Source organism: uncultured Pseudomonas sp. (assembly GCF_913777995.1).
Taxonomy (GTDB): Bacteria; Pseudomonadota; Gammaproteobacteria; order Pseudomonadales; family Pseudomonadaceae; genus Aquipseudomonas.
Map to the genome: position 1 here is coordinate 391,320 of NZ_CAJYVE010000010.1, position 20,445 is coordinate 411,764.

Genomic DNA, 20,445 nt, shown 5'->3' on the forward strand with positions numbered 1-20,445 from the left:
GATCAGGATTTTTTGGCTTTTTCGTACAGCGGCATGACTTTCGGAATCGCCGCCTGCAAGGAGGCGATACGGCTGTCCGAAGCCGGGTGAGTGCTCATGAACTCGGGGGGCGAACCCTCGCTCTGCGCGCTCATCTTCTTCCACAGAGTGATCGCTGCATTGGGGTTGTAACCGGCACGCGCGGCCAGCTCCAGCCCCAGCAGGTCGGCTTCGTTCTCGTTGCTGCGGCTGTTGGGCAGGGTCATGCTGTAGTTGACCACGGTATCGGCCAGCGCCAGGCTGTCCTGCCCCAGGCCGAACAGCGCACCGGCGCCCTGTTTGGCCATCGCCACGCCGTAGGCCTTGGACATCGCCTCACGACCGTGCTCGCGCAGGGCGTGGGCGATTTCATGCCCCATCACGGCGGCGATTTCATCGTCGGTCAGTTTCAGGGTATCGATCAGCCCGGTATAGAAGATGATCTTGCCGCCTGGTCCGCAGTTGGCGTTGAGCTCGTCGCTCTTGATCAGGTTGACTTCCCACTGCCACTGCGCCGAATCCGGGCGCAGCTTCGGTGCCTGACCGATCAGCCGGTCGGCGATGGCATGCACTCGCTTGGCATCGTTGCTGGTGGTGTCCAGCACACCCTTGCTCGACGCCTCGCCTACCGTCTCCTGGTAGGACTGCGCGTACATCTTGTTCACCTCATCGGTAGACAACATGCTGAACATGTACTGTTTGCGCTCTACACCGACCGAATCGCCGCCGGTGGTATTCACCGCCTGGCAACCGGCAAGCAGCAGGGCGGCGCCCAAGGCACACATGGCAAAAGTCTGACGCATTACTGGGTTCTCCTTACTCACGTGGCGCTCATCCTAGGCCGCGATACGCTGGCGCGCCAGATACCGGCCAATTGCCGTATTTGTCTCTTCTCCCCGCCCACTGGTTCCCTGCCCGCCAAACTGTCAGATCAACTCGGTAAAAGGTGCATGAATAGGCCTAATGATTTCCGCCCACTGGGCGATAGCGCTTAAGGCACAGCGTCCTTTTTTCCAGGGAGCGGGTATGAAATTCAAGTCGATCCAGTTCTCCATCGCCTTTCTCGCCGGCGCCGTCGTGCTGGGTGTGGCCGTAGCGTTCATCAGTTACGCCCTGTATTCCGGAGCACGGACGCAGGCACTGGTCGAGCAGCGCACCCGAGAGCAGTCGGAGCTGGCGGTCAGGCAACGCCTCGAGGCCCTGGCCCACAGCCAGGCCCAGGCTATACGCCGCGAACTGGAGACACCGCTGCAGATCGCCGCCAACCTGGCACAGGTCAACGCCCTGGCCGGAACCCCTGACAAACAGGGCCGTGCGCAACTGGAAATGAGCCGCGAAGCCCTCATCACCCTGACCCGCGATGCCCTTGAGAAGAATCCACGGCTGATCGACAGCTACATCAGTTGGGAACGCAATGGCCTGCTGCACAACGACGCGGCGTATACCGACCGTGAATACCCTGGCATTGACACCGACGGACGCTTCATTCCGTTGTGGTACCGCAACGACGATGGCAGCGTCGAGCTGAACAAGGTCACCGATCTGGACAACAGTGCCCTGCTGCCAACCGGTGTGCGCGCCAACGAGTTCTATATGTGCGCCAAGGAAACCGGCAAGGGCTGCGTGGTCGACCCGGCGCCCTACCCCATCGGCAACCGCACCGTGATGCTGGCCTCGTTCATTGCGCCGATCATGGTCAACGGCCAGTTCCAGGGCATTGCCGGTGCCGACCTTTCAGTGGATTTCATCCAGGACATGCTGGAGAAGGCCGATCAGGGTCTTTACAACGGTGCCGGTGAAATCGCCCTGATCGCCAGCAATGGCGGCCTGGTGGCCTATACCAAGGACAAGAGCAAGCTCGGCCAGAAGGCCAGCAGCCTGTTCGACGCCAACGAGATCGCCAACCTCGCCAAGCTGTCCAACGACCAGGTCAGCTACGACCTGGACGAAGAGCACGGCCACATCGAGGTGTACATGCCTTTCACCCTGGGCAGCACCAGCGCTCGCTGGACCTTGATGATGCAACTGCCACTCAGCGCGGTGATGGCCGACCAGGAGAAACTGCAGAACGACCTGCAGGCTCAGCGCCGCAGCGACATCCTCGGCATGAGCCTGGTCGGGCTGCTGATCGCGGCCATCGGCCTGCTGGTGATCTGGCTGGCCGCCCGGGGCATTGCCCGACCACTCAAGCAGATGGTCGCCATGCTCGATGACATCGCCCAGGGCGAAGGTGACCTGACACGCCGCCTGCACAGCGACCGCGCCGATGAACTGGGCAAGATCGCTACCGGCTTCAACACCTTCCTCGGCAAGCTGCAGACCATGATCAGCCAGGTGGTCAGCTCGGTGCAGAAAGTCAGCGACTCCTCGGAGCACACAGCCGATATCGCCATTCGCACCAACCAGGGCGTACAGCGGCAACTGGCGGAAATCGACCAGGTCGCCACCGCCGTGCAGGAAATGACCGCGACGGCCCAGGATGTCGCACTCAATGCCACCAAGGCCGCGCAGGCTGCCAACAACGCCGACAGCGCGGCCAGCGAAGGCATGGGCATCGTGCAGATCACCTCAGACTCCATCGGCAGCCTGGCCAGGGAGATTGGCCGGGCGGTGGAGGTGGTGCAGAACCTCTCGCGCGACAGCGAGAGCATCGATGCGATCCTCACCACCATCCGCAGCATCGCCGAACAGACCAACCTGCTGGCCCTCAACGCCGCCATCGAAGCCGCACGCGCCGGCGAACAGGGCCGTGGTTTCGCGGTGGTCGCCGACGAGGTGCGCAACCTGGCGCAGAAGACCCAGCAGGCGACCCAGGAAATCCAGACCATGATCCAGCAACTGCAATCCGGCACCCGGCAGGTGGTGCAGGTCATGCAGGACAGCCAGGCACGCACCGACGAAAGCGTCGATCACGCCGCACAGGCGGCAGAAGCGCTGAACAGCATCACCCAGGCGGTATCGGTGATCAACGAAATGAACACGCAGATCGCCAGCGCTGCCGAGGAGCAGAGTGCGGTGGCCGAAGACATCAACCGCAACGTCATCAGCATTGGCCAGGTCGCCGGCCAGGTGGCCAGTGGTGCCGACGAGGCCAGCCAGGCCAGCGCCGAGCTGACCCGCCTGGCCGAGCAGCAGAGGCGGCTGATCAACCAGTTCAAGGTCTAGGCCCAATACGGGTCAGTTAGGCCGTTGGGGCGAGCTTGCTCGCGATGGCTGCGTCACGTTCACAACAGATGCATGAGGTTTGCCGGCCTCTTCGCGAGCAAGCTCGCTCAACAAAAGTCAGTTAGGCCGGGTAGGAGCGGCTTCAGCCGCGAAGTGACCGCCTGTTCACAGCAGATGCAGTGACTTTGCCGGCCTCTTCGCGAGCAAGCTCGCTCCAACGACAGCCGAAGAGCTCTTAATTGACCTGTATTGGCTTTAGCCGCGACTAGGCCGGCGTCAGGCACTCCGGGCCATCGAGGGTCGGGTCGTTGATGAGGTTGGCCAGGGGGCGCTCACGCAGTTGCATCTGCCGTGAGGCCAGCAGTCCCTGCAGGACATGCTCGGGCGTCTGAGGGTCAAGCCACAGGCGCTGGCCTTCTTCATCGAGGATCAGCGGACGGCGCTGAGTCAGCACCGCCTGGGTGACCACCGCCACGCTCAGCCAGTTCTGTTCCTGCACCGGGTAGCTTTCCCAGAGGCCGGCGAAGAACAGCGACGAGCCTTCGCCAGGGGTCAGCCAGAAAGGTTGCTTGCGGGCATTGCCGCGCCACTCGTAGAAGCCATTGGCAGGCAACAGGCAGCGCCGCTGACGAAACGCGTCGCGGAACATCGGCTGTTCGGCGAGGGTTTCGGCGCGGGCATGGGCCGGCGTGCGCGACAGGTCGGTCAGCCAGGCCGGGGTCAGCCCCCAGCGGGCACGCGCCAGGCTGCGGTTGCCCTGCTCATCGGCACGCAGCATCAACACCCACTGCGCCGGGGAAATGTTCCATTGCGCCTGCTGGTCGGGGGGAAACCCCGGCAGCCCGGCAAATTCCCGGTTCCAGCGAAACAGGGCATAACGTCCACACATCTCAACACACCAGCACGTCGGGAATACTGTCCGGCTCGTCGCCGTCCACAGGCAAGGCGGCATTGTACGCGCTGATCAGCGCCAGCGCGCGCTCGACCTGCTCGTCATCCACCACGATGCCCAGCAGGCCGCTGACCGGCAGGTGACCGACCGCGCCCAGCAGGTCGCGGCCGACCAGGTGTGCCTGGATGCCTTCGCTGGCCAGCATCCCCAGCAACAGCTCGCCTTCATGCAGGTGTTCAGGCTCATAGATACGTTGCATCACTCGTTCTCGCTACGTACGTCCAGCGTCCATTGCTCGCCATCGGTACGCAGGTCGAAAACGATCGGCCGACAGCACACCGGGCAATCTTCAATGTAGGTCTGATCTCCGGCGGAGAGGTCCAAAACCGCCTCGACGGGTTCGCCGCAATAGGGACAATCGTATTCCTGTAGTTCCTGCATCGGGTCGGCTCCTTGAGTTTTGCGTATAATCGGCCACTGTTCGAAGGCCGGTTCTTTTTACTGAACCCGGATTCTGGTATCCGTTTAATTCAGACCAGCCTTTTCATTACCTGTTTTAGACCCCCTACAAGAGAGCATGATGGGCGAATTCGATGCCATCCGGCCTTATGACGACGCGGAAGTGCCAGCCGTTCTGGCGCGCCTGCTCAGTGACAAGGCTTTCCTCGCTACCCTGACCAAGTTCCGCTTTCCGCGCCTGGCCCGTTCGTTCGGCTGGTTCCTGCAGCCGGCGCTGGCGCGCAAGCTGCGCAAGGAGTTCGCCGGGATCGACTCGGTAGCCACCTTGCAGGACAAGATCGAGTTCTACGTCGATCACACCATCGAACGCGCCACCGATGGCGTGACCTATGCCGGTGTCGAGCAGCTCAAGTCTGGCACCGCCTACCTGTTCCTCGCCAACCACCGCGATATCGTGATGGACCCGGCGTTCGTCAACTACGCGGTGTACCACGCCGGCCTGCCCACGCCACGTATCGCGATTGGCGACAACCTGTTGCAGAAGCCTTTCGTCAGCGACCTGATGCGCCTGAACAAGAGCTTCATCGTGCACCGTTCGATCAGCGGGCGCCGCGAGAAGATGGCCGCCTACCAACTGTTGTCGGCCTACATCAACCACTCGATCACCCGCGACGGGCAGTCGATCTGGATCGCCCAGGCCGAGGGCCGGGCCAAGGATGGCGACGACCGCACCGAGTCGGCGATCCTCAAGATGTTCCACATGAGCCGCAAGGACGAGCCGTTCGGCGACGTGATCCGTTCGCTGAACCTCATTCCGGTTTCGATCAGCTACGAATACGACCCTTGTGACCAGGCCAAGGCCCGCGAGCTGTACATCCGTGCCACCACCGGCGGCTACGCCAAGACGCCAGGCGAGGACGATATCAGCATCGCCCTGGGCATCACCGGCTACAAGGGCCGGGTGCACGTGAACTTCGCCCCGCCGGTCACCGAGCAGTTCGAAGACACCAAGCAGCTGGCTGCGGAAATTGACCGGCAGATTCTCACCGGTTATCGGTTGTTCCCGGTGCACTACCTGGCCTGGGCGCAGTGGAGCGAGGCCGACCCGCAGCTACAGGTGCCGCAGGCCAGCGAACTGTTCGGCGCCGAGGAGCTGGAAAAGGCCCGGAACGAATGGGAAACCCGCCTGGCCGGCTGCCCGCCCGAGCACCGCCCCTACATGATCCAGCAGTACGCGACCCCGGTGCGCAACCAGTACCGGCTCAAGGCTGGTCTGGCACTGCCCTGAGCACGGCGTCGTCACCATATCGTCATCCAGGCAGGGCATTGTATGGCCCTTCAAAAGGACGCCCGGCCCGCGCATGCGCCGGCCGGGCATTTTGCAGGGATTGCCCGCACATTCTGGAGTCGACATGCTGCACGCCAACAATCAGGACCGCCTCTACCACATCGCCCAGAGCGATGAACAACAAGAGCTCATCGACGGCCTGGCCTTCAACGTCCACGATCACCGCTGGCTGGTGTACTGCGCCCTCGGCGGCCATCAGCACCATGACCTGCCCGAGCAGGACCCGCAGACCGGCCTGAGCTTCCTGGATTTTTCCGTGGCCCTGGCTGGCGCAAAAAGCCATTGAGGCAAAAACACAGCCCCATGAAAAAGCCCGGCCCCTCTCACAAGAGGCCGGGCTTTTTCATGACGGGCGCCGTTTACTGCGCCAGGGTGTTACCGATGGTCGGGTCCTGGAACACGCGGGTCAGGGCATCGCTGAGGACATCGCCGACCAGCTTGGTGTTGGTTTCCTGGTTGGGCGCCATGCCGAAGCGCTGGTCCAGCGAGGCGGCGTAACGGCCATTGTAGGAGCGGCCGTTGTTGCGCACGTCAGCACGGAAGGTCGAGCTGATGGTCGCTTCGGTCACGTACATGCCTTCCTTCGGCGACTGATAACGCAGGTCAGCCAGGGTCACGGTCAACTGCGGGGCATTGCCACCCTGAGTCGGCGTAAAGCCGAGCAGGCGCACGGCGGCTTCTGCCTGGGCCTGCAGCTTGGGCAGTACGTCGGCGCCGCTGACGGTGATGGAGCTGGTTTCCGGATACATGCCGCCACGGGTGCCCAGCACCTGGCTCTGGCGGCCATCGACGACACGCACGACCACCGGCTGGCCATGGCCGACCGGCGCCAGCTGCGCGGTAATGCGCGGCTGCGGGCTCAGCTGTTGCGGGCTGTGGGCACAACCGACCAGGGTCAAACTGCTTACGGCAAGCAGACCAAACAAAACGCGACGCAGCATGCTCATATCTCCACGGGGGCAGGCAATCGATGGGCGGCAGTATAGCGAAAATCCGACCGCTGGCAGCGCCTGCTGGTTCAGCGCCGGCGGCATTGTAATGCGCATGTCACTTCACTGCGCCAAGCTGTGCGCAGTTTTCCAAAGAGAGCATCGTCATGAGCTTTTTCCGGTCTCTGTTCAGCGCACGCCCTGCCCCGCGCCACTTCGCACGCCTGGATGAAAGCGGTATCTGCCGTGCCTTCAAACACTGCAGCCACGCGCCACAGGGCGGCGAGTGGGTCGAGGTCAACGAACAACGCCTGGCCTGGCTGGGTCAGCCCCTGCCCGCCAGCGCCCGGATCACGCCACGTGCCGCACGCTCGGCGCTGCGCCTGCTGCTGGCGGCCTGAATTAATCGACATAAATGTCAATCAGGCCAACCAATTCCCGATGTTTCATCGCTATAATCTCCCCCCGATTATAAGGACGTCTCCTGATCGGGCCTCGCTGCATCGCTAATCCACGAAATTAGCTCCTTCGCAATGCCCACAGAGAGCCGCCCACGCAGTCCGGTCGTATCGCGATGATTCGATGGGCGGCGCGCACTCGCTCGGATCCGATCGAACCTTTCGCGCCCCCCGACGCCTCACTTGTGAACAGCGGACATGCCGGAGCTGCCCTCGCAGCCCCTTTTGAGGTTTGGTTCGCGTCTCCAAAAAGAGGCACGAAATAACGGGTTTCACAACTTCACAAGAGTGTGGCGAGCACATGAATAGGTTTGTAGATGCACCGGCGTCATCATCGGCTTCCCCAGGCAGGGTCGAACGTCACCACGCAGGGTCATCGTCAGGCGTCTGACGATGGTCGTATGGCCCCACAGGCTGCAAAATGCGTTCATGATCGTCTGGATGAACCCCTTGCAGCCCTGCCGGACCTGCGCGTGAGATGCAAAACATTGCTGGGATCCGCCCCTTGAGCATCGCTGACCGGCGCCCTCGGGCAGATCCTGAAAACCGGACACTCGTTCCCGGCCAGGACGTGCGAAGCATGATGCCGCATCATGCCCTCAATACCTGGCAATCAGCCTCGGGAACGCAGACCGTCCATTGGGTGTTGCAGATTTTGGAGACGCGTTAATGGCGCATAACGAAGCAGTCGACGTAGTACTGGTCGGAGCGGGCATCATGAGTGCCACGCTGGGCGTGCTGCTCAAGGAGCTCGACCCCAGCCTGAAGCTGGAAGTCGTCGAGCTGATGGATTCCGGCGCTGCAGAGAGTTCCAACCCCTGGAACAACGCCGGCACCGGTCACGCCGGCCTGTGCGAGCTGAACTACACCCCGCAGGCCGCCGACGGATCCGTCGACATCAAGAAAGCCGTGCACATCAATACGCAGTTCGAGGTCTCGAAGCAATTCTGGGCCTATCTGGTGCGCAAGGGTGGCTTCAAGACGACCACTACCTTCATCAATTCCGTCCCGCACCTGAGCTACGTGCAGGGCGAAAAGGACATGTCGTTCCTCAAGACCCGTTTCGAAACCCTGCGCCAGCACCATGCCTTCGCCGCGATGGAATACACCGAAGACCACGGCAAGCTGAAGGAGTGGATGCCGCTGATGATGGCCGGCCGCCCGGCCGACCAGAAGCTCTGCGCCACGCGCATGACCAACGGCACCGACGTCAACTTCGGCGCCCTGACCAACCAGTTGCTCGCGCACCTGGCCAGCGAGCCCGACGCCCAGGTCAAGTACAACAAGCGCGTGACCAACCTGACCCGCAACGGCCAGGGCTGGACCGTCACCATCAAGGACGTCAATACCGGCAGCACCCGCGATATCGACGCCCGCTTCGTGTTCCTCGGCGCCGGCGGCGCGGCCCTGCCGCTGCTGCAGATGTCCGGCATCGAGGAAGGCAAGGGCTTCGGCGGCTTCCCGGTCAGCGGCCAGTGGCTGCGCTGCGACAACCCGGAGGTGGTCAAGCTGCACCAGGCCAAGGTGTACAGCCAGGCAGCGGTCGGCTCGCCACCGATGTCGGTGCCGCACCTGGACACCCGCGTGGTCGATGGCAAGAAGTCTCTGCTGTTCGGACCGTTCGCCGGCTTCACGACCAAGTTCCTCAAGCACGGCTCGCTGCTCGACCTGCCGCTGTCGGTGCGCATGAGCAACATCAAGCCAATGCTGGCCGTGGCCCGCGACAACATGGACCTGACCAAATACCTGGTCAGCGAAGTGCGCCAGTCCATGGAACAGCGCCTCGACTCGCTGCGCCGCTTCTATCCGCAGGCCAAAGCCGAGGACTGGCGCCTGGAGATCGCCGGCCAGCGCGTGCAGATCATCAAGAAGGACGCCAAGAAAGGCGGCGTGCTGCAGTTCGGTACCGAGCTGGTCGCGGCTGCCGACGGTTCCCTGGCCGCCCTGCTCGGCGCCTCGCCTGGGGCCTCGGTGACCGTATCGATCATGCTTGAGCTGATCGAGCGCTGCTTCGCCGACAAGGCCAAGGGTGAATGGACAGCCAAGCTCAACGAGATCTTCCCGGCTCGTGAGAAGGCCCTGGCCAGCGATGCGCAGCTGTACCAGCGCATCAGCGCACAGAGCGACGAAGCCCTGAACCTGGCGGCACACCAGGAGAGCGAAGCGCAAAGCATCGCCTGATGACCTGACCGCCAGTCAAACGCAAAACCCCGTGCTGCTCGCCGAGCCACGGGGTTTTGTGTTTTTACAGGTCAGGTATGCAAGGGCGTCGCGCCCTGCGGCGAAGGTCAGAGGCTGCGGGCCAGGACTTCGATATGCTCCGGGCCGATGCCGCAGCAGCCGCCGATGTGCGTGGCGCCGCGCTTGACCCAGTCGGCGGCCCACTGCTGGTAACCCTGCGGGTCGAGGTCCTCGCGCAGTTCGTCCAGGCCATCGTTGGCGGTGGCGTCCTTGGGCTGTGGCGGGAAGGCGTTGGCGTAGGCCCCCACACCGATCTGCACGTTCAGCTCGGCAAACACGGCACGGGCGGTATCGATGGCGGCACCGATCACTTCCGGCTGGCTGCAGTTGAACAGCAGGGTCGCCGCGCCCAGCTCGGCTGCCGCACGCGCGGCGTCGGCCACTGGCTCGCCCGAGCGCAGGCGCGGAGTGTCGTCGACGTCTTCATCCTGCAGGGTGAACGACAGCCAGAAGGGCTTGCCATCGGCTGGCAAACCGGCGCGGATGGTACGTGCCTCGATGATGCTGCTCTGGGTTTCCGCCAGCCACAGATCCACATGAGGGGCCAGCCCCGTCACCAACGGCTGCAACACCTGTGCGGCGCGCGAGGCATCGAACAGGTCGGGACGGTAGGAACCGAACAGCGGCGGCAGCGAACCGGCCACCAGTACCCGCCCACCGACCGCATCGGCGGCCTGCCGGGCCAGCTGCCCGGCGGTTACTGCCAGCGCCTGACCTTCACGGGCGAAGCGCTCCTCGCCGATATGAAACGGCACCACCGCATAGCTGTTGGCAGTAATAACCTGGGCACCTGCCTGGATGTACGCGGCGTGCACCGCAACGACCGCTTGTGGAGACTCGGTCAGCGCCAGGGCCGACCACTCCGGCTGGCGGAACGGCGCGCCCCGGCGTTGCAGTTCGCGGCCCATACCGCCGTCGAGAATTACTGTCGAAGCTTGAGTCATATTCGCTCTACTTATATACATATGAAAAAGACTCATTAGAATTGAGCCTTATATAACGTATTTAATACGCCACTTTCTTCAAACGACAACCATTTTTTCGAGGTTCATTCGTGAAACTACGTGCGCTTCTGGGTATCGGCCTTTTCGCCCTGACCGTCTCCAGCCAGGCCCTGGCGGGCGCGACCCTGCAGCGTGTGCAGGACAACAAGGAACTGGTCAACGTGCTGATGGAGAGCTACCCGCCCTTCTCCTTCCTCAACGACCAGAACCAGCTCGATGGCTTCGATGTCGACGTGGCCAAGGCCGTGGCCGACAAGCTGGGCGTCAAGCTGCGCCTCGAAACACCCTCCTGGGACGTGATCGCCGCTGGCCGCTGGGCCGGCCGCTATGACATCTGCATCTGCTCCATGACCCCCAGCCAGTCGCGTGCCGAAGTGTTCGACTTCCCGGTGGAGTACTACGCATCGCCAGCGGTGATCGTGGTCAACGCCCAGGATGACCGTATCCACGCTGCCAAGGACCTGAGCGGCAAGAAGGTCGGCCTGACCAGCGCGTCAAGCTACGAGAGCTACCTGAACAAGAACCTGGTGATCGAAGGCGGCAGCGGCAAGCCCCTGGAGTATCCGTTCGAAAACGTGCAGATCGCCCCCTACGACAACGACAACGTGGCGTTCCAGGACCTCGGCCTGGGTGCCGGCAAGCGCCTGGATGCGGTGCTGACCAACCTGGTCACTGCCCAGCCTCGCCTGGACCAGGACAAGCGCTTCAAGCTGGCCGGCCCGGCCCTGTACGAAGAGCCGAACTTCGTCGCCATCGAGAAAGGCGACGCCGAGTGGAACGCCAAGGTTCGCGAGGTCTTCGAAGAACTCAAGAAGGACGGCACACTGGCCCGCCTGTCGCAGAAGTGGATCGGCGCCGACATCAGTAAATGACCAGCTTTCCGAAACGCCCTCCCGTGCCGGCCCGACAGGGTCTGCTCAAGCGCCTGTTCGGCTTCAGGACCCGGCTGTACCTGACCTGGGCGACGATGTTCGCCCTGTTCACCGGTTTCTTCCTGAGCTTCGACCTGAAGTTCTCGATCATCCTCGACAAGTTGCCCAACCTGGTCGGCCTGCACCTGGCGCCCAATGGCTTCCTGCAAGGTGCGGCGCTGACGCTGTTCGTGTGCCTGTGCTCGATCGTGGTCTCGGTACTGCTGGGCTTCGTCGCCGCCCTGGCGCGGCTGTCGCGCAGTGCGGTGGCGTTCGGCATCGCCAGCTTCTATGCCTCGTTCTTTCGCGGCACGCCGCTGCTGATCCAGATTCTGCTGATCTACCTGGGGCTGCCGCAGATCGGCGTGGTGCCGGGCGCGATTCTCGCCGGGGTGATCGCCCTGTCGCTGAACTACGGCGCCTACCTCAGCGAGATCTTCCGGTCCGGCATCATCGGCGTCGCCGCTGGCCAGCGCGAAGCCGCCATGGCCCTGGCGCTGCGCCCGGCCCAGGTGTTCTGGCTGATTACGCTGCCGCAGGCGATGCGCACCATCATCCCGCCGACCACCAACCAGTTCATCTCGATGCTCAAGGACTCGTCGCTGATTTCAGTGATGGGGGTATGGGAAGTGATGTTCCTGGCCCAGTCCTACGGCCGCTCCAGCTATCGCTACATCGAGATGCTGACCACGGCGGCGGCGCTGTACTGGATCATGTCGATCAGCCTGGAATTGCTCCAGGCGCGCCTGGAAAGGCACTACGGCAAGGCCTACCAGCCGCGAAACTGACAGGCCGATGTGAGCGAGCCGGCTCGCTCACAGACAATGGCCTCAGGCGGCGCGCGCCTTCTCCACCAACTCGATGTAGTCATCGGCGTTGCGCTGGTCCTTGATCAGCTCGACGAAGGTCTGGCCTTGTGCGTCCTTGCCGTCCAGGTCGTAGCCCGCCTCACGGAAGAACACCAGGAAACGCTCGAAATCATCGATGCGCAGGCCCCGGTAGGCCTTGATCAGCTTGTGCAGCGACGGCGAGGTGGCGTCGACGGGCTCGAATTCGAGGAACAGCTTGATCTGCTCGTCACCGATCTCGTCGCCGATGATCTGCTTCTTGTCTTTACGCATTGCGGGCTCCAAGGGGCACGGTCACTTTCACGGGGCGGGCAGTGTATATCCGCCACGCCGCTTAGCTCAACGCGGCTTTGCCCCGGCCGTGTGCAGGTCGGCCCAGACATGCCCGTTGGCGTACACCAGGAATTGGCAGTAAACCTTCTCGTTGCGCAGCAGGTCGACCAGCGTGCGGTAATGCGATTGCGGGTAATACAGCGTCAGGGTGCGGCTGGCGGCATCGAAACTGGGTCTCTTCAGGCTCTTGCTTTCACCGTCGAAGTGGATCTGCACCTCGCTGAGGGTCGCGCCCTTGTTCAGCGGCTTGCCGCGCAGGCTGATCGACAGCGGCGCGGTGACCGGAATCGGCTGCTGGTTGGAGGGCCGCTGGTTGCCCACCACCACCGAATACTCGGTAATCAGCATCAATTGCTGCTGCTCAGGCGTGCCCTCGCGCAGGCTCTGGTCATCCGGCGGCAGGTACTGCTCGTGCATGGGCCCCGCCACAGCGCTGCCGGCAAGCAGCGCCAGGGCCAGCGCGGCGCTGATCATCAGTGATTTCATTGACACTCTCCTTGTCGTCCAGTCGCCGCGCCCGGGTGCTTACAGACCCTTGACCGCGTAGATGCCAGCGGCGTTACGCCAGTAGCCCTTGTAGTCCATGCCGAAACCGAAGATGAAGCGGTCCACGCACGGCAGGCCCACGTAGTCGGCCTTGTACTCGGGGCGCGCCTTGCGGTCGTGATCCTTGTCGATCAGCACCGCAGTATGCACAGCGCGGGCACCGGCGTGGCGGCAGAAGTCGATGATCGCGCCCAGGGTGTGACCTTCATCGAGGATGTCGTCGATGATCAGCACGTCGCGGTCGATGAACGAGACTTCCGGCTTGGCCTTCCAGAACAGCTCGCCGCCGCTGGTTTCGTTGCGGTAGCGGGTGGCATGCAGGTAAGAGGCTTCCAGAGGGAACTTCAGGTGGGTGAGCAGCTTGCCGCAGAAGATCAGGCCGCCGTTCATCACGCAGAACACCACCGGGTTGCGATCGGCCAGTTCAGCGGTGATTTGCGCACCGACGCGGGCGATGGCGGCATCGACCTCGGCCTCGCTGTAAAGGCAGTCAGCCTCGCGCATGACTTGACGGATATGCTCGAGATCAGCGGACATGAATCGCTCCAGTTAACAATGAGAAAAACCGGCAAAGGTACGCATCCCCTCGTTCGAGGGCAAGCAGATCTAGACTGACGTCGATGGAATCATCACTTCGGCAGCGAAAATGGGTAGGAAGATACTTCATCTGCCGTAAGACAGTAACCGCCGAATCGATTAATCTAGGCCGTTTTTTGCCCGCCTCCAGGAGCCCTTTGCCCATGCCCATCCGTGAAATCCGCCACCCGCTGATCCGCCACAAGATCGGCCTGATGCGCCGCGCCGACATCAGCACCAAGAATTTTCGCGAACTGGCCCAGGAAGTCGGCGCGCTGTTGACCTACGAGGCCACCTCCGACCTGCCGCTGGAAAGCTACGAGATTCCTGGCTGGGCAGGCCCGGTGCAGGTCGAGAAGATCGCCGGCAAGAAAATCACTGTGGTGCCGATCCTGCGCGCCGGCATCGGCATGCTCGACGGCGTGCTCAGCCTGATCCCCGGTGCCAAGGTGAGCGCCGTCGGTGTGGCGCGCAACGAAGAAACCCTGCAGGCGCACACCTACCTGGAAAAGCTGGTGCCGGAAATCGACGAACGGCTGGCGATGATCATCGACCCGATGCTGGCCACCGGCAGCTCAATGGTCGCCACCATCGACCTGCTGAAGAAGGCTGGCTGCAAGGAAATCCGCGCCATGGTGCTGGTGGCAGCCCCCGAAGGCATCGCTGCGGTGGAGAAGGCCCACCCGGATGTACAGCTGTACACCGCGTCGATCGACGAGCGCCTGAACGAACATGGCTACATCATTCCCGGCCTGGGCGATGCCGGCGACAAGATCTTCGGCACCAAGCAGAAGGACGCCTGAGCCGATGAAGCATGACGAGTTCAATGACCCCCTTTGGCGCACCGTGCTGTCGGGGGCACAGATGCTGTTCGTGGCGTTCGGCGCCCTGGTGCTGATGCCGCTGATTTCCGGGCTCGACCCCAACGTCGCGCTGTTCACCGCCGGCCTCGGCACCCTGCTGTTCCAGCTGGTGACCGGCCGCCAGGTGCCGGTGTTCCTGGCGTCCAGCTTCGCCTTCATCACCCCGATCATTCTCGCCAAGGGCCAGTTCGGCCTGGCGGCGACCATGGGCGGCGTAATGGCCGCCGGCTTCGTCTACACCTTCCTGGGCCTGGCGGTGAAGATCAAGGGCACCGGTTTCATCGACCGCTTGCTGCCACCCGTGGTGATCGGCCCGGTGGTGATTTCCATCGGCCTGGCCATGGCGCCCATCGCCGCCAACATGGCCATGGGCAAGGCCGGTGACGGCTCCGTACTGATCCACTACCAGACCGCCATGTGGATCTCCATGCCGGCGCTGCTGACCACCCTGATCGTCGCCGTATTCGGCAAGGGCATCTTCCGCCTGGTGCCGATCATCGCCGGCGTGCTGGTGGGCTTCGCGCTGTCGTTCTGGTTCGGCGTGGTGGACACCAGCAAGATCGCCGCAGCGCCCTGGCTGGCGATGCCGCACTTCACCGCACCGGAATTCAACTGGCAGGCCATCCTGTTCATCGTCCCGGTGGCCCTGGCGCCGGCCATCGAGCACATCGGCGGAGTGATCGCGGTGGGCAGCGTGACCGGTCGTGACTACCTGAAGACCCCCGGCCTGCACCGCACCCTGCTGGGCGACGGCATTGCCACCACCTCGGCCGGGCTGTTCGGCGGTCCGCCCAACACCACCTACGCGGAAGTCACCGGCGCGGTGATGCTGACCAAGAACTACAACCCGAAGATCATGACCTGGGCGGCGGTGTTCGCCATCAGCCTGGCGTTCATCGGCAAGTTCGGCGCGCTGCTGCAGAGCATTCCAGTGCCGGTGATGGGCGGCATTCTCTGCCTGCTGTTCGGCTCCATCGCCGCGGTGGGCCTGAACACCATGATCCGCCACAAGGTGGACCTGGCGGAGGCGCGCAACCTGGTGATCGTTTCGGTGACCCTGGTGTTCGGTATTGGCGGCGTGCTGGTCGGCACTGGCGATGGTCCGGATGACTTCGGCCTCAAGGGCATCGCCCTGTGCGCCATCACCGCCATCGCGCTGAACCTGATTCTGCCGGGCAACGACGGCTGGAAGCACAAGCAGGCGGAAGATCGCCTGCCTTGATGTGGCCTGACAGGGCTGATTTCAGCCGGGAAAGGCATCCCGGCTGAAGCCGGTCCTACAGGGGCTGGGTGGTGGTCTCGCAAAGGCGCTTGAGTGCGGCGGCCCAGTTCGGGTCGTCATTCAGGCACGGCACCAGCACCAGTTCCTCCCCTCCTGCCTCGCGGAACTGCTCGGCGCCACGGTCGCCGATTTCCTCCAGTGTCTCGATGCAATCGGCGACGAATGCCGGGCACATCACCAGCAGTCGCTTTACCCCCTGGGCCGCCAGCTCGTCGAGGCGTGTCTCGGTATAGGGCTCGATCCACTTGGCTCGCCCCAGACGCGACTGGAACGACACAGACCACTTGCCATCCGCAATGCCAGCCAGCTTGGCGAACGCCGCCGCCGACTGCATGCACTGGGCGCGATAGCAGGTCTTGAGCACTTCCGGTGGCGCGCTCATGCAGCAATCATCGCTTTTGAAGCAGCACTGCCCGGTCGGGTCGAGCTTGCTCAGATGGCGCTCCGGCAAGCCATGGAAGCTCAGCAACAGGTGATCGTAAGGTTGTTCCAGGAACGGCGTGGCGCTCTGCACCAGCGCATCGAGGTATTCGGCCTGGTCGAAAAACGGCGGCAGCAGCGCCACTTCCAGCCTCAGGCCGCGCTCACGGATGACCCGGCGCGCTTCTTCGATCACCGTGGTCACCGTACTGTCGGCGAAATGCGGGTACAGCGGTGCCAGGGTCACTTTGCCGATGCCTTGGCCTGCCAGGCGCACCAGGGTCGATTCGATGGACGGCTCGCCGTAGCGCATCGCCAGTTCTACCGGACCGTGCGGCCATTCTTCGCGCATGCGCGCCTGCAAGCGGCGGCTGAGCACTACCAGTGGCGAGCCTTCGTCCCACCAGATCGAGGCGTAGGCGTGGGCCGACTGCTCCGGACGCTTGATCAGGATCAGCGACACCAGCAACCGGCGCACCGGCCACGGCAGGTCGATGACATAGGGGTCCATCAGGAACTGATTGAGGTAGCGGCGCACGTCACCCACGCTGGTGGAGGCCGGTGAGCCCAGGTTGATCAGCAACAGCGCGTGATCGGTCATGCAAGATCCTATTTCGATGAGGGAGCCAGCACGTCGGCCAAGGCGTCGTGCAGTTCGGTAAAGCGGAACACGAAACCGGCTTCGCCCAGCCGCGTCGGACGAGCACGCTGGCCCCCGAGCAGCAGGCCGGACATCTCGCCGAGCAGCAGGCGCAGCGGCAACGCCGGCAGCGGCATGAACGCCGGACGGTGCAGCACACCGCCAAGCGTCTTGGCGAATGCGCGGTTACGCACCGGCGAAGGCGCACAGAGATTATAGGGACCTCGGGCAGAGGCCTGGTTCAAGAGAAAATCTATCGCCCCGATCTGGTCGTCGATATGCACCCAGGGCATCCACTGCCGGCCGCTGCCAATCGGCCCACCCAGCCCCAAGCGAAATGGCGGCAGCAGACGCTGCAGGAAGCCGCCCTGGCCAGACAGCACCAAGCCCGTGCGCACCAGGACCACGCGCAGACCGAGGGCCTCGGCACGCAGCGCGGTTTCTTCCCAGGCCTGGCACAGCTGGCTGGCGAAGTCGTCCTTGACCGGCTGCTGGTGCTCATCCAGCTCGCGCTCGCCACCATCGCCATACCAGCCCACCGCCGAGCCGGACACCAACACCTGCGGCCGCTGCGTCTGGCTTTCGATCCAGGCCAGCAGCTGCTCGGTCAGGCCGATACGACTCTCCCACAACTGCAACCGGCGCTTGCGGGTCCAGGGCCGATCGGCGATGGGCGCACCCGCCAGGTTGACTACCGCATCGACCGGCTGACCGTCGAGTTCGGCGAAACGGGAGATACCGCGCACACCCTCCCCGCACAAACGTCGTACTTCGCCAGGGCGGCGGCTGACTACCGTCAGCTGATGCCCCTGTGCCTGCCAGAGCTGGCAGAGCGCCTTACCGATCAAACCTGTGCCGCCGGTCAGCAAGATGTGCATGGCAGGTATCCTTGAGTGGCGTTCGTGGCCTTTGAGTAGTCTATTGCTTGCAGGCCGTGGCCTTGGCCGTGATTCGTGACGCACTGTCCCTTTGCTGAACCATAGGCCACACCTGAAAGGATTGGAGCTTTACTGCCCAGAACCGGGTAGTTGGCCCATTGTCTATGAGCTACAGACAGACCGTCATGGACAGTACGAGTTGCAGGCTGCGCAGCACTGGAAATGCGAACCGCTGCAACTTATACCAAATTACGAGATTGTACAGGTTTTAAGGACGGCGTAGTCTGTGCAGACAAGGTAACGAGGCCCCTATGACTGTACCTATCGCAATCATCGGTACCGGTATCGCCGGACTCTCCGCCGCCCAGGCGCTCCACGCCGCCGGGCACGCCGTTCACCTTTTCGACAAGAGCCGCGGCAGCGGCGGCCGCATGTCCAGCAAGCGCAGTGATGCCGGCTCGCTGGACATGGGCGCGCAATACTTCACCGCCCGCGACCGGCGCTTCGTCAGCGCGGTCAACCAGTGGCAGGCCAATGGCTGGGTCGCCGAATGGAAGCCCTCGCTGTACAACTACCACGGCGGACGCCTCAGCCCTTCCCCGGATGAACAGGTGCGCTGGGTCGGTACACCGGGCATGAGCGCCATCACCCGGGCGATGCTCGACGACCTGCCGGTCACCTTCTCGTGCCGGATCACCGAAGTCTTTCGTGGCAGCCGCCACTGGAACCTGCTGGACGCCGATGGCAAGAGCCACGGGCCGTTCAGCCATGTGGTCATCGCCACCCCGGCGCCACAGGCCACCACCCTGCTGGCGGCTGCGCCCAAGCTTGCCGGGGTGGTGGCCGGGGTCAAGATGGACCCCACCTGGGCCGTGGCCCTGGCCTTCGGCACACCGCTGGATACCCCGTTGCAGGGCTGCTTCGTGCAGGACAGCCCGCTCGACTGGCTGGCCTGCAACCGCAGCAAGCCAGGCCGCGACGGTGCCCTGGACACCTGGGTGCTGCATGCCACCAGCCAATGGAGTCGCGACCACGTCGATATGCCCAAGGAGGAGGTCATCGACCACCTGCATGGCGCCTTCGCCGAACTGGTCAGCTGCGCCATGCCAGCGCCGCTGTTCAGCGTCGCGCACCGCTGGCTGTATGCACGCCCTGCCGGGGTGCATGAGTGGGGCGCGCTGTCGGATGCCGACCTGGGTATCTACGTGTGTGGCGACTGGTGCCTGTCGGGTCGCGTAGAAGGCGCCTGGCTCAGTGGCCAGCAGGCCGCCCACCGGCTGTTGGAGCATCTTGCCCGTTGAACCGCATCAACCCCCGCAAACTGCTGCTGTCGAAGTGGACGGCAGCAGCCCCGCAGAATCGCGAGAAACATTTTCTGGTGACCGAGCTATTCCGCGACGAGGAAGGTACGGTGCTGGAAATCGAACTGCAGGCCGTATTGACCCAGCGCAGCGAGCGCTTGCCCTGGCAAGTGTTGCAGGATGCCGATCGCTGGCGGATGGGCTGGAAATAGGCAGGCCTTCACTTCCCCTGCCCTGCGCCGCGGAATCGGCCCGCTGCGCAGGCACTTGTACAAATTATTTGACTTGTACAAGCCCGCATCTAAGATGAACTCTCATTGTACAGCGTATGTCATCTGTATAAGTTTAAGCGTTCGCGAGGTGCCTGATGTCCGTATCCCCCTCTGAAAAACCCAAGCTGGGTGTCAGCGCCTGCCTGATGGGCGTCGAGGTGCGTTACAACGGTGGACACAAGCAATCCGACCTGTGCACCGGCGCGCTGCGCGAGTATTTCGACTTCGTTCCTGCCTGCCCGGAAGTCGCCATTGGCCTGGGCATCCCGCGTGAGACCATTCGGCTGGTCGGTGATCCCGAGCGGCCCCAGGCGGTCGGCACCGTACACCCGGAGCTGAACGTCACGCGGCAACTCGCCGAATACGGTGAGCACATGGCCGGCGAGATGACCGATATCAGCGGCTACATCTTCATGCAGAAGTCCCCCTCCTGTGGCCTGGAACGGGTCAAGGTCTACCGTGACAACGGCGCGCCCTTCGACGGCGGCGGCCGCGGCATCTATGCCCAGGCATTCTGCGAGCGCCAACCCGACCTGCCGGTGGAGGAAGACGGTCGGCTCAACGACCCGGTGCTGCGCGAAAACTTCATCACCCGTGTCTACGCCTATGCCGCCTGGCAACGGCTGCTCAAGGAGGGCCTGAGCCGGCGTGCCCTGACCGAATTCCACTCGCGCTACAAGTACCAACTCATGGCGTGTGACGTTACGCAGTACAAGGCTCTGGGCAAGATGCTCGGCAGCATGGGCCGCAGCGACCCCGAAGAGGTCGGCCGGCAATACTTCAGCCTGCTGATGAACGCCTTGAAGAAATGCGCCACCCGAGGCAGCCACACCAATGTGCTGCAGCACCTGTGCGGTTATCTCAAGCAGACCCTCAGCGCCGGCGACAAGCAGGAGCTGCAGGGACTGATCAACCAGTATCACCAGGGGATCGTGCCGCTGATCGTGCCACTGACCCTGCTCAAACATCATTTCCGTCACCACCCGGACCCGTATGTGGCGCTGCAGGTTTACATGCAGCCACATCCGGAGCCGCTCAGCCTGCGCAACGCCATCTGAACC

The 20,445-nt window shown here is 63.3% G+C and carries 23 protein-coding genes; 12 read left to right on the top strand and 11 right to left on the bottom strand.

Annotation, left to right across the window (positions count from 1 at the left end):
* Window positions 1-2: 2 nt before the first annotated feature.
* Complete coding sequence (locus QZ497_RS04590; RefSeq protein WP_295471469.1) at window positions 3-821, bottom strand: M48 family metallopeptidase; 819 nt, start codon at window positions 819-821, stop codon at window positions 3-5.
* A 223-nt stretch (window positions 822-1,044) separates the two neighbouring features.
* Between QZ497_RS04590 and QZ497_RS04595 the strand changes: the two genes are divergently transcribed.
* The gene (locus QZ497_RS04595) at window positions 1,045-3,183 is read left to right on the top strand and encodes a methyl-accepting chemotaxis protein (RefSeq protein ID WP_295471471.1); all 2,139 of its coding nucleotides are present in this window, start codon (window positions 1,045-1,047) and stop codon (window positions 3,181-3,183) included.
* A 265-nt stretch (window positions 3,184-3,448) separates the two neighbouring features.
* Here the strand turns inward: QZ497_RS04595 and QZ497_RS04600 are convergent, their stop codons facing one another.
* The 3 genes from QZ497_RS04600 to QZ497_RS04610 are packed head-to-tail and all read right to left on the bottom strand — an operon-like array spanning window position 3,449 to window position 4,516.
* Window positions 3,449-4,072, bottom strand: a complete 624-nt coding sequence (locus tag QZ497_RS04600) for an SOS response-associated peptidase (RefSeq protein WP_295471473.1) — start codon at window positions 4,070-4,072, stop codon at window positions 3,449-3,451.
* Between the two features lies 1 nt (window position 4,073).
* Window positions 4,074-4,334, bottom strand: a complete 261-nt coding sequence (locus QZ497_RS04605) for a DUF2007 domain-containing protein (protein ID WP_295471474.1) — start codon at window positions 4,332-4,334, stop codon at window positions 4,074-4,076.
* On the bottom strand, window positions 4,334-4,516 hold the full coding sequence (locus tag QZ497_RS04610; RefSeq protein WP_295471475.1) for a CPXCG motif-containing cysteine-rich protein: 183 nt from the start codon (window positions 4,514-4,516) through the stop codon (window positions 4,334-4,336). The genes QZ497_RS04605 and QZ497_RS04610 overlap by 1 nt, the downstream gene beginning before the upstream one ends.
* A 136-nt stretch (window positions 4,517-4,652) precedes the next feature.
* Between QZ497_RS04610 and QZ497_RS04615 the strand changes: the two genes are divergently transcribed.
* Window positions 4,653-5,822 carry a 1-acyl-sn-glycerol-3-phosphate acyltransferase gene (locus tag QZ497_RS04615; protein ID WP_295471477.1) on the top strand — a complete coding sequence of 390 codons (1,170 nt, stop codon included), beginning with the start codon at window positions 4,653-4,655 and terminating at the stop codon, window positions 5,820-5,822.
* 124 nt (window positions 5,823-5,946) lie between these two features.
* Window positions 5,947-6,168, top strand: a complete 222-nt coding sequence (locus QZ497_RS04620) for a hypothetical protein (protein WP_295471478.1) — start codon at window positions 5,947-5,949, stop codon at window positions 6,166-6,168.
* Window positions 6,169-6,241: 73 nt separating this feature from the next.
* Here the strand turns inward: QZ497_RS04620 and QZ497_RS04625 are convergent, their stop codons facing one another.
* Window positions 6,242-6,823 carry a YajG family lipoprotein gene (locus QZ497_RS04625; RefSeq protein ID WP_295471480.1) on the bottom strand — a complete coding sequence of 194 codons (582 nt, stop codon included), beginning with the start codon at window positions 6,821-6,823 and terminating at the stop codon, window positions 6,242-6,244.
* Window positions 6,824-6,978: 155 nt separating this feature from the next.
* Here QZ497_RS04625 and QZ497_RS04630 point away from each other — a divergent pair, with 155 nt between their 5' ends.
* Together QZ497_RS04630 and mqo are read left to right on the top strand one after the other, a co-directional pair.
* Complete coding sequence (locus tag QZ497_RS04630) at window positions 6,979-7,212, top strand: hypothetical protein (RefSeq protein WP_295471481.1); 234 nt, start codon at window positions 6,979-6,981, stop codon at window positions 7,210-7,212.
* Between the two features lie 726 nt (window positions 7,213-7,938).
* Window positions 7,939-9,450: a malate dehydrogenase (quinone) gene (gene mqo / locus QZ497_RS04635; protein WP_295471483.1), complete on the top strand. Its 1,512-nt coding sequence runs from the start codon at window positions 7,939-7,941 to the stop codon at window positions 9,448-9,450.
* Between the two features lie 107 nt (window positions 9,451-9,557).
* On the opposite strand, the gene QZ497_RS04640 is transcribed toward mqo, so the two are convergent.
* A complete protein-coding gene (locus QZ497_RS04640; RefSeq protein WP_295471485.1) occupies window positions 9,558-10,454 on the bottom strand; it encodes a homocysteine S-methyltransferase family protein in 897 nt (298 codons plus the stop codon).
* Window positions 10,455-10,564: 110 nt separating this feature from the next.
* Between QZ497_RS04640 and QZ497_RS04645 the strand changes: the two genes are divergently transcribed.
* Both QZ497_RS04645 and QZ497_RS04650 read left to right on the top strand, forming a co-directional pair.
* Window positions 10,565-11,386 (top strand): ABC transporter substrate-binding protein, encoded by an 822-nt coding sequence (locus QZ497_RS04645; RefSeq protein WP_295471487.1) that lies wholly within the window; start codon window positions 10,565-10,567, stop codon window positions 11,384-11,386.
* The gene (locus tag QZ497_RS04650) at window positions 11,383-12,213 is read left to right on the top strand and encodes an amino acid ABC transporter permease (RefSeq protein WP_295471489.1); all 831 of its coding nucleotides are present in this window, start codon (window positions 11,383-11,385) and stop codon (window positions 12,211-12,213) included. Before QZ497_RS04645 ends, QZ497_RS04650 begins: the two co-directional genes overlap by 4 nt.
* Before the next feature lie 42 nt (window positions 12,214-12,255).
* On the opposite strand, the gene QZ497_RS04655 is transcribed toward QZ497_RS04650, so the two are convergent.
* From QZ497_RS04655 to QZ497_RS04665, 3 genes are all read right to left on the bottom strand, one after another.
* Window positions 12,256-12,546, bottom strand: coding sequence for a PA4642 family protein (locus QZ497_RS04655; protein WP_295471491.1), 291 nt, complete (start codon window positions 12,544-12,546; stop codon window positions 12,256-12,258).
* A 66-nt stretch (window positions 12,547-12,612) separates the two neighbouring features.
* A complete protein-coding gene (locus QZ497_RS04660; RefSeq protein ID WP_295471493.1) occupies window positions 12,613-13,092 on the bottom strand; it encodes a hypothetical protein in 480 nt (159 codons plus the stop codon).
* A 39-nt stretch (window positions 13,093-13,131) separates the two neighbouring features.
* Window positions 13,132-13,689 carry a hypoxanthine-guanine phosphoribosyltransferase gene (locus QZ497_RS04665; RefSeq protein WP_295471494.1) on the bottom strand — a complete coding sequence of 186 codons (558 nt, stop codon included), beginning with the start codon at window positions 13,687-13,689 and terminating at the stop codon, window positions 13,132-13,134.
* 203 nt (window positions 13,690-13,892) lie between these two features.
* Here QZ497_RS04665 and upp point away from each other — a divergent pair, with 203 nt between their 5' ends.
* Both upp and QZ497_RS04675 read left to right on the top strand, forming a co-directional pair.
* Window positions 13,893-14,531 (top strand): uracil phosphoribosyltransferase, encoded by a 639-nt coding sequence (gene upp, locus QZ497_RS04670; protein WP_295471496.1) that lies wholly within the window; start codon window positions 13,893-13,895, stop codon window positions 14,529-14,531.
* A gap of 4 nt (window positions 14,532-14,535) precedes the next feature.
* Window positions 14,536-15,813 carry a uracil-xanthine permease family protein gene (locus QZ497_RS04675; RefSeq protein ID WP_295471498.1) on the top strand — a complete coding sequence of 426 codons (1,278 nt, stop codon included), beginning with the start codon at window positions 14,536-14,538 and terminating at the stop codon, window positions 15,811-15,813.
* Window positions 15,814-15,868: 55 nt separating this feature from the next.
* Here QZ497_RS04675 and hemH read toward each other — a convergent pair whose 3' ends face one another.
* Together hemH and QZ497_RS04685 are read right to left on the bottom strand one after the other, a co-directional pair.
* The gene (gene hemH, locus QZ497_RS04680; protein WP_295471499.1) at window positions 15,869-16,894 is read right to left on the bottom strand and encodes a ferrochelatase; all 1,026 of its coding nucleotides are present in this window, start codon (window positions 16,892-16,894) and stop codon (window positions 15,869-15,871) included.
* Between the two features lie 8 nt (window positions 16,895-16,902).
* Complete coding sequence (locus QZ497_RS04685) at window positions 16,903-17,811, bottom strand: TIGR01777 family oxidoreductase (RefSeq protein ID WP_295471501.1); 909 nt, start codon at window positions 17,809-17,811, stop codon at window positions 16,903-16,905.
* A gap of 311 nt (window positions 17,812-18,122) precedes the next feature.
* Here QZ497_RS04685 and QZ497_RS04690 point away from each other — a divergent pair, with 311 nt between their 5' ends.
* The 3 genes from QZ497_RS04690 (at window position 18,123) to QZ497_RS04700 (ending at window position 20,442) form a co-directional block, all read left to right on the top strand.
* Window positions 18,123-19,112, top strand: coding sequence for an NAD(P)/FAD-dependent oxidoreductase (locus QZ497_RS04690; protein ID WP_295471503.1), 990 nt, complete (start codon window positions 18,123-18,125; stop codon window positions 19,110-19,112).
* Window positions 19,109-19,324: a TIGR02450 family Trp-rich protein gene (locus QZ497_RS04695; protein WP_295471506.1), complete on the top strand. Its 216-nt coding sequence runs from the start codon at window positions 19,109-19,111 to the stop codon at window positions 19,322-19,324. The genes QZ497_RS04690 and QZ497_RS04695 overlap by 4 nt, the downstream gene beginning before the upstream one ends.
* Before the next feature lie 155 nt (window positions 19,325-19,479).
* Entirely contained in the window at window positions 19,480-20,442 is a 963-nt protein-coding gene (locus QZ497_RS04700; protein ID WP_295471507.1) for a DUF523 and DUF1722 domain-containing protein, read from the top strand.
* Window positions 20,443-20,445: the final 3 nt, after the last annotated feature.

What these genes read in the sequence shown, in the direction of transcription:
- QZ497_RS04590 (WP_295471469.1), bottom strand. Translation starts at nt 821, where the DNA reads ATGCGTCAGACTTTTGCCATGTGTGCCTTGGGCGCCGCCCTGCTGCTT.
- QZ497_RS04655 (WP_295471491.1), bottom strand. Translation starts at nt 12,546, where the DNA reads ATGCGTAAAGACAAGAAGCAGATCATCGGCGACGAGATCGGTGACGAG.
- hemH (WP_295471499.1), bottom strand. Translation starts at nt 16,894, where the DNA reads ATGACCGATCACGCGCTGTTGCTGATCAACCTGGGCTCACCGGCCTCC.
- QZ497_RS04675 (WP_295471498.1), top strand. Translation starts at nt 14,536, where the DNA reads ATGAAGCATGACGAGTTCAATGACCCCCTTTGGCGCACCGTGCTGTCG.
- QZ497_RS04690 (WP_295471503.1), top strand. Translation starts at nt 18,123, where the DNA reads ATGACTGTACCTATCGCAATCATCGGTACCGGTATCGCCGGACTCTCC.
- QZ497_RS04650 (WP_295471489.1), top strand. Translation starts at nt 11,383, where the DNA reads ATGACCAGCTTTCCGAAACGCCCTCCCGTGCCGGCCCGACAGGGTCTG.
- QZ497_RS04665 (WP_295471494.1), bottom strand. Translation starts at nt 13,689, where the DNA reads ATGTCCGCTGATCTCGAGCATATCCGTCAAGTCATGCGCGAGGCTGAC.
- QZ497_RS04615 (WP_295471477.1), top strand. Translation starts at nt 4,653, where the DNA reads ATGATGGGCGAATTCGATGCCATCCGGCCTTATGACGACGCGGAAGTG.
- QZ497_RS04620 (WP_295471478.1), top strand. Translation starts at nt 5,947, where the DNA reads ATGCTGCACGCCAACAATCAGGACCGCCTCTACCACATCGCCCAGAGC.
- mqo (WP_295471483.1), top strand. Translation starts at nt 7,939, where the DNA reads ATGGCGCATAACGAAGCAGTCGACGTAGTACTGGTCGGAGCGGGCATC.
- QZ497_RS04700 (WP_295471507.1), top strand. Translation starts at nt 19,480, where the DNA reads ATGTCCGTATCCCCCTCTGAAAAACCCAAGCTGGGTGTCAGCGCCTGC.
- QZ497_RS04630 (WP_295471481.1), top strand. Translation starts at nt 6,979, where the DNA reads ATGAGCTTTTTCCGGTCTCTGTTCAGCGCACGCCCTGCCCCGCGCCAC.
- QZ497_RS04640 (WP_295471485.1), bottom strand. Translation starts at nt 10,454, where the DNA reads ATGACTCAAGCTTCGACAGTAATTCTCGACGGCGGTATGGGCCGCGAA.
- QZ497_RS04605 (WP_295471474.1), bottom strand. Translation starts at nt 4,334, where the DNA reads ATGCAACGTATCTATGAGCCTGAACACCTGCATGAAGGCGAGCTGTTG.
- QZ497_RS04610 (WP_295471475.1), bottom strand. Translation starts at nt 4,516, where the DNA reads ATGCAGGAACTACAGGAATACGATTGTCCCTATTGCGGCGAACCCGTC.
- QZ497_RS04600 (WP_295471473.1), bottom strand. Translation starts at nt 4,072, where the DNA reads ATGTGTGGACGTTATGCCCTGTTTCGCTGGAACCGGGAATTTGCCGGG.
- QZ497_RS04625 (WP_295471480.1), bottom strand. Translation starts at nt 6,823, where the DNA reads ATGCTGCGTCGCGTTTTGTTTGGTCTGCTTGCCGTAAGCAGTTTGACC.
- QZ497_RS04595 (WP_295471471.1), top strand. Translation starts at nt 1,045, where the DNA reads ATGAAATTCAAGTCGATCCAGTTCTCCATCGCCTTTCTCGCCGGCGCC.
- upp (WP_295471496.1), top strand. Translation starts at nt 13,893, where the DNA reads ATGCCCATCCGTGAAATCCGCCACCCGCTGATCCGCCACAAGATCGGC.
- QZ497_RS04685 (WP_295471501.1), bottom strand. Translation starts at nt 17,811, where the DNA reads ATGCACATCTTGCTGACCGGCGGCACAGGTTTGATCGGTAAGGCGCTC.
- QZ497_RS04660 (WP_295471493.1), bottom strand. Translation starts at nt 13,092, where the DNA reads ATGAAATCACTGATGATCAGCGCCGCGCTGGCCCTGGCGCTGCTTGCC.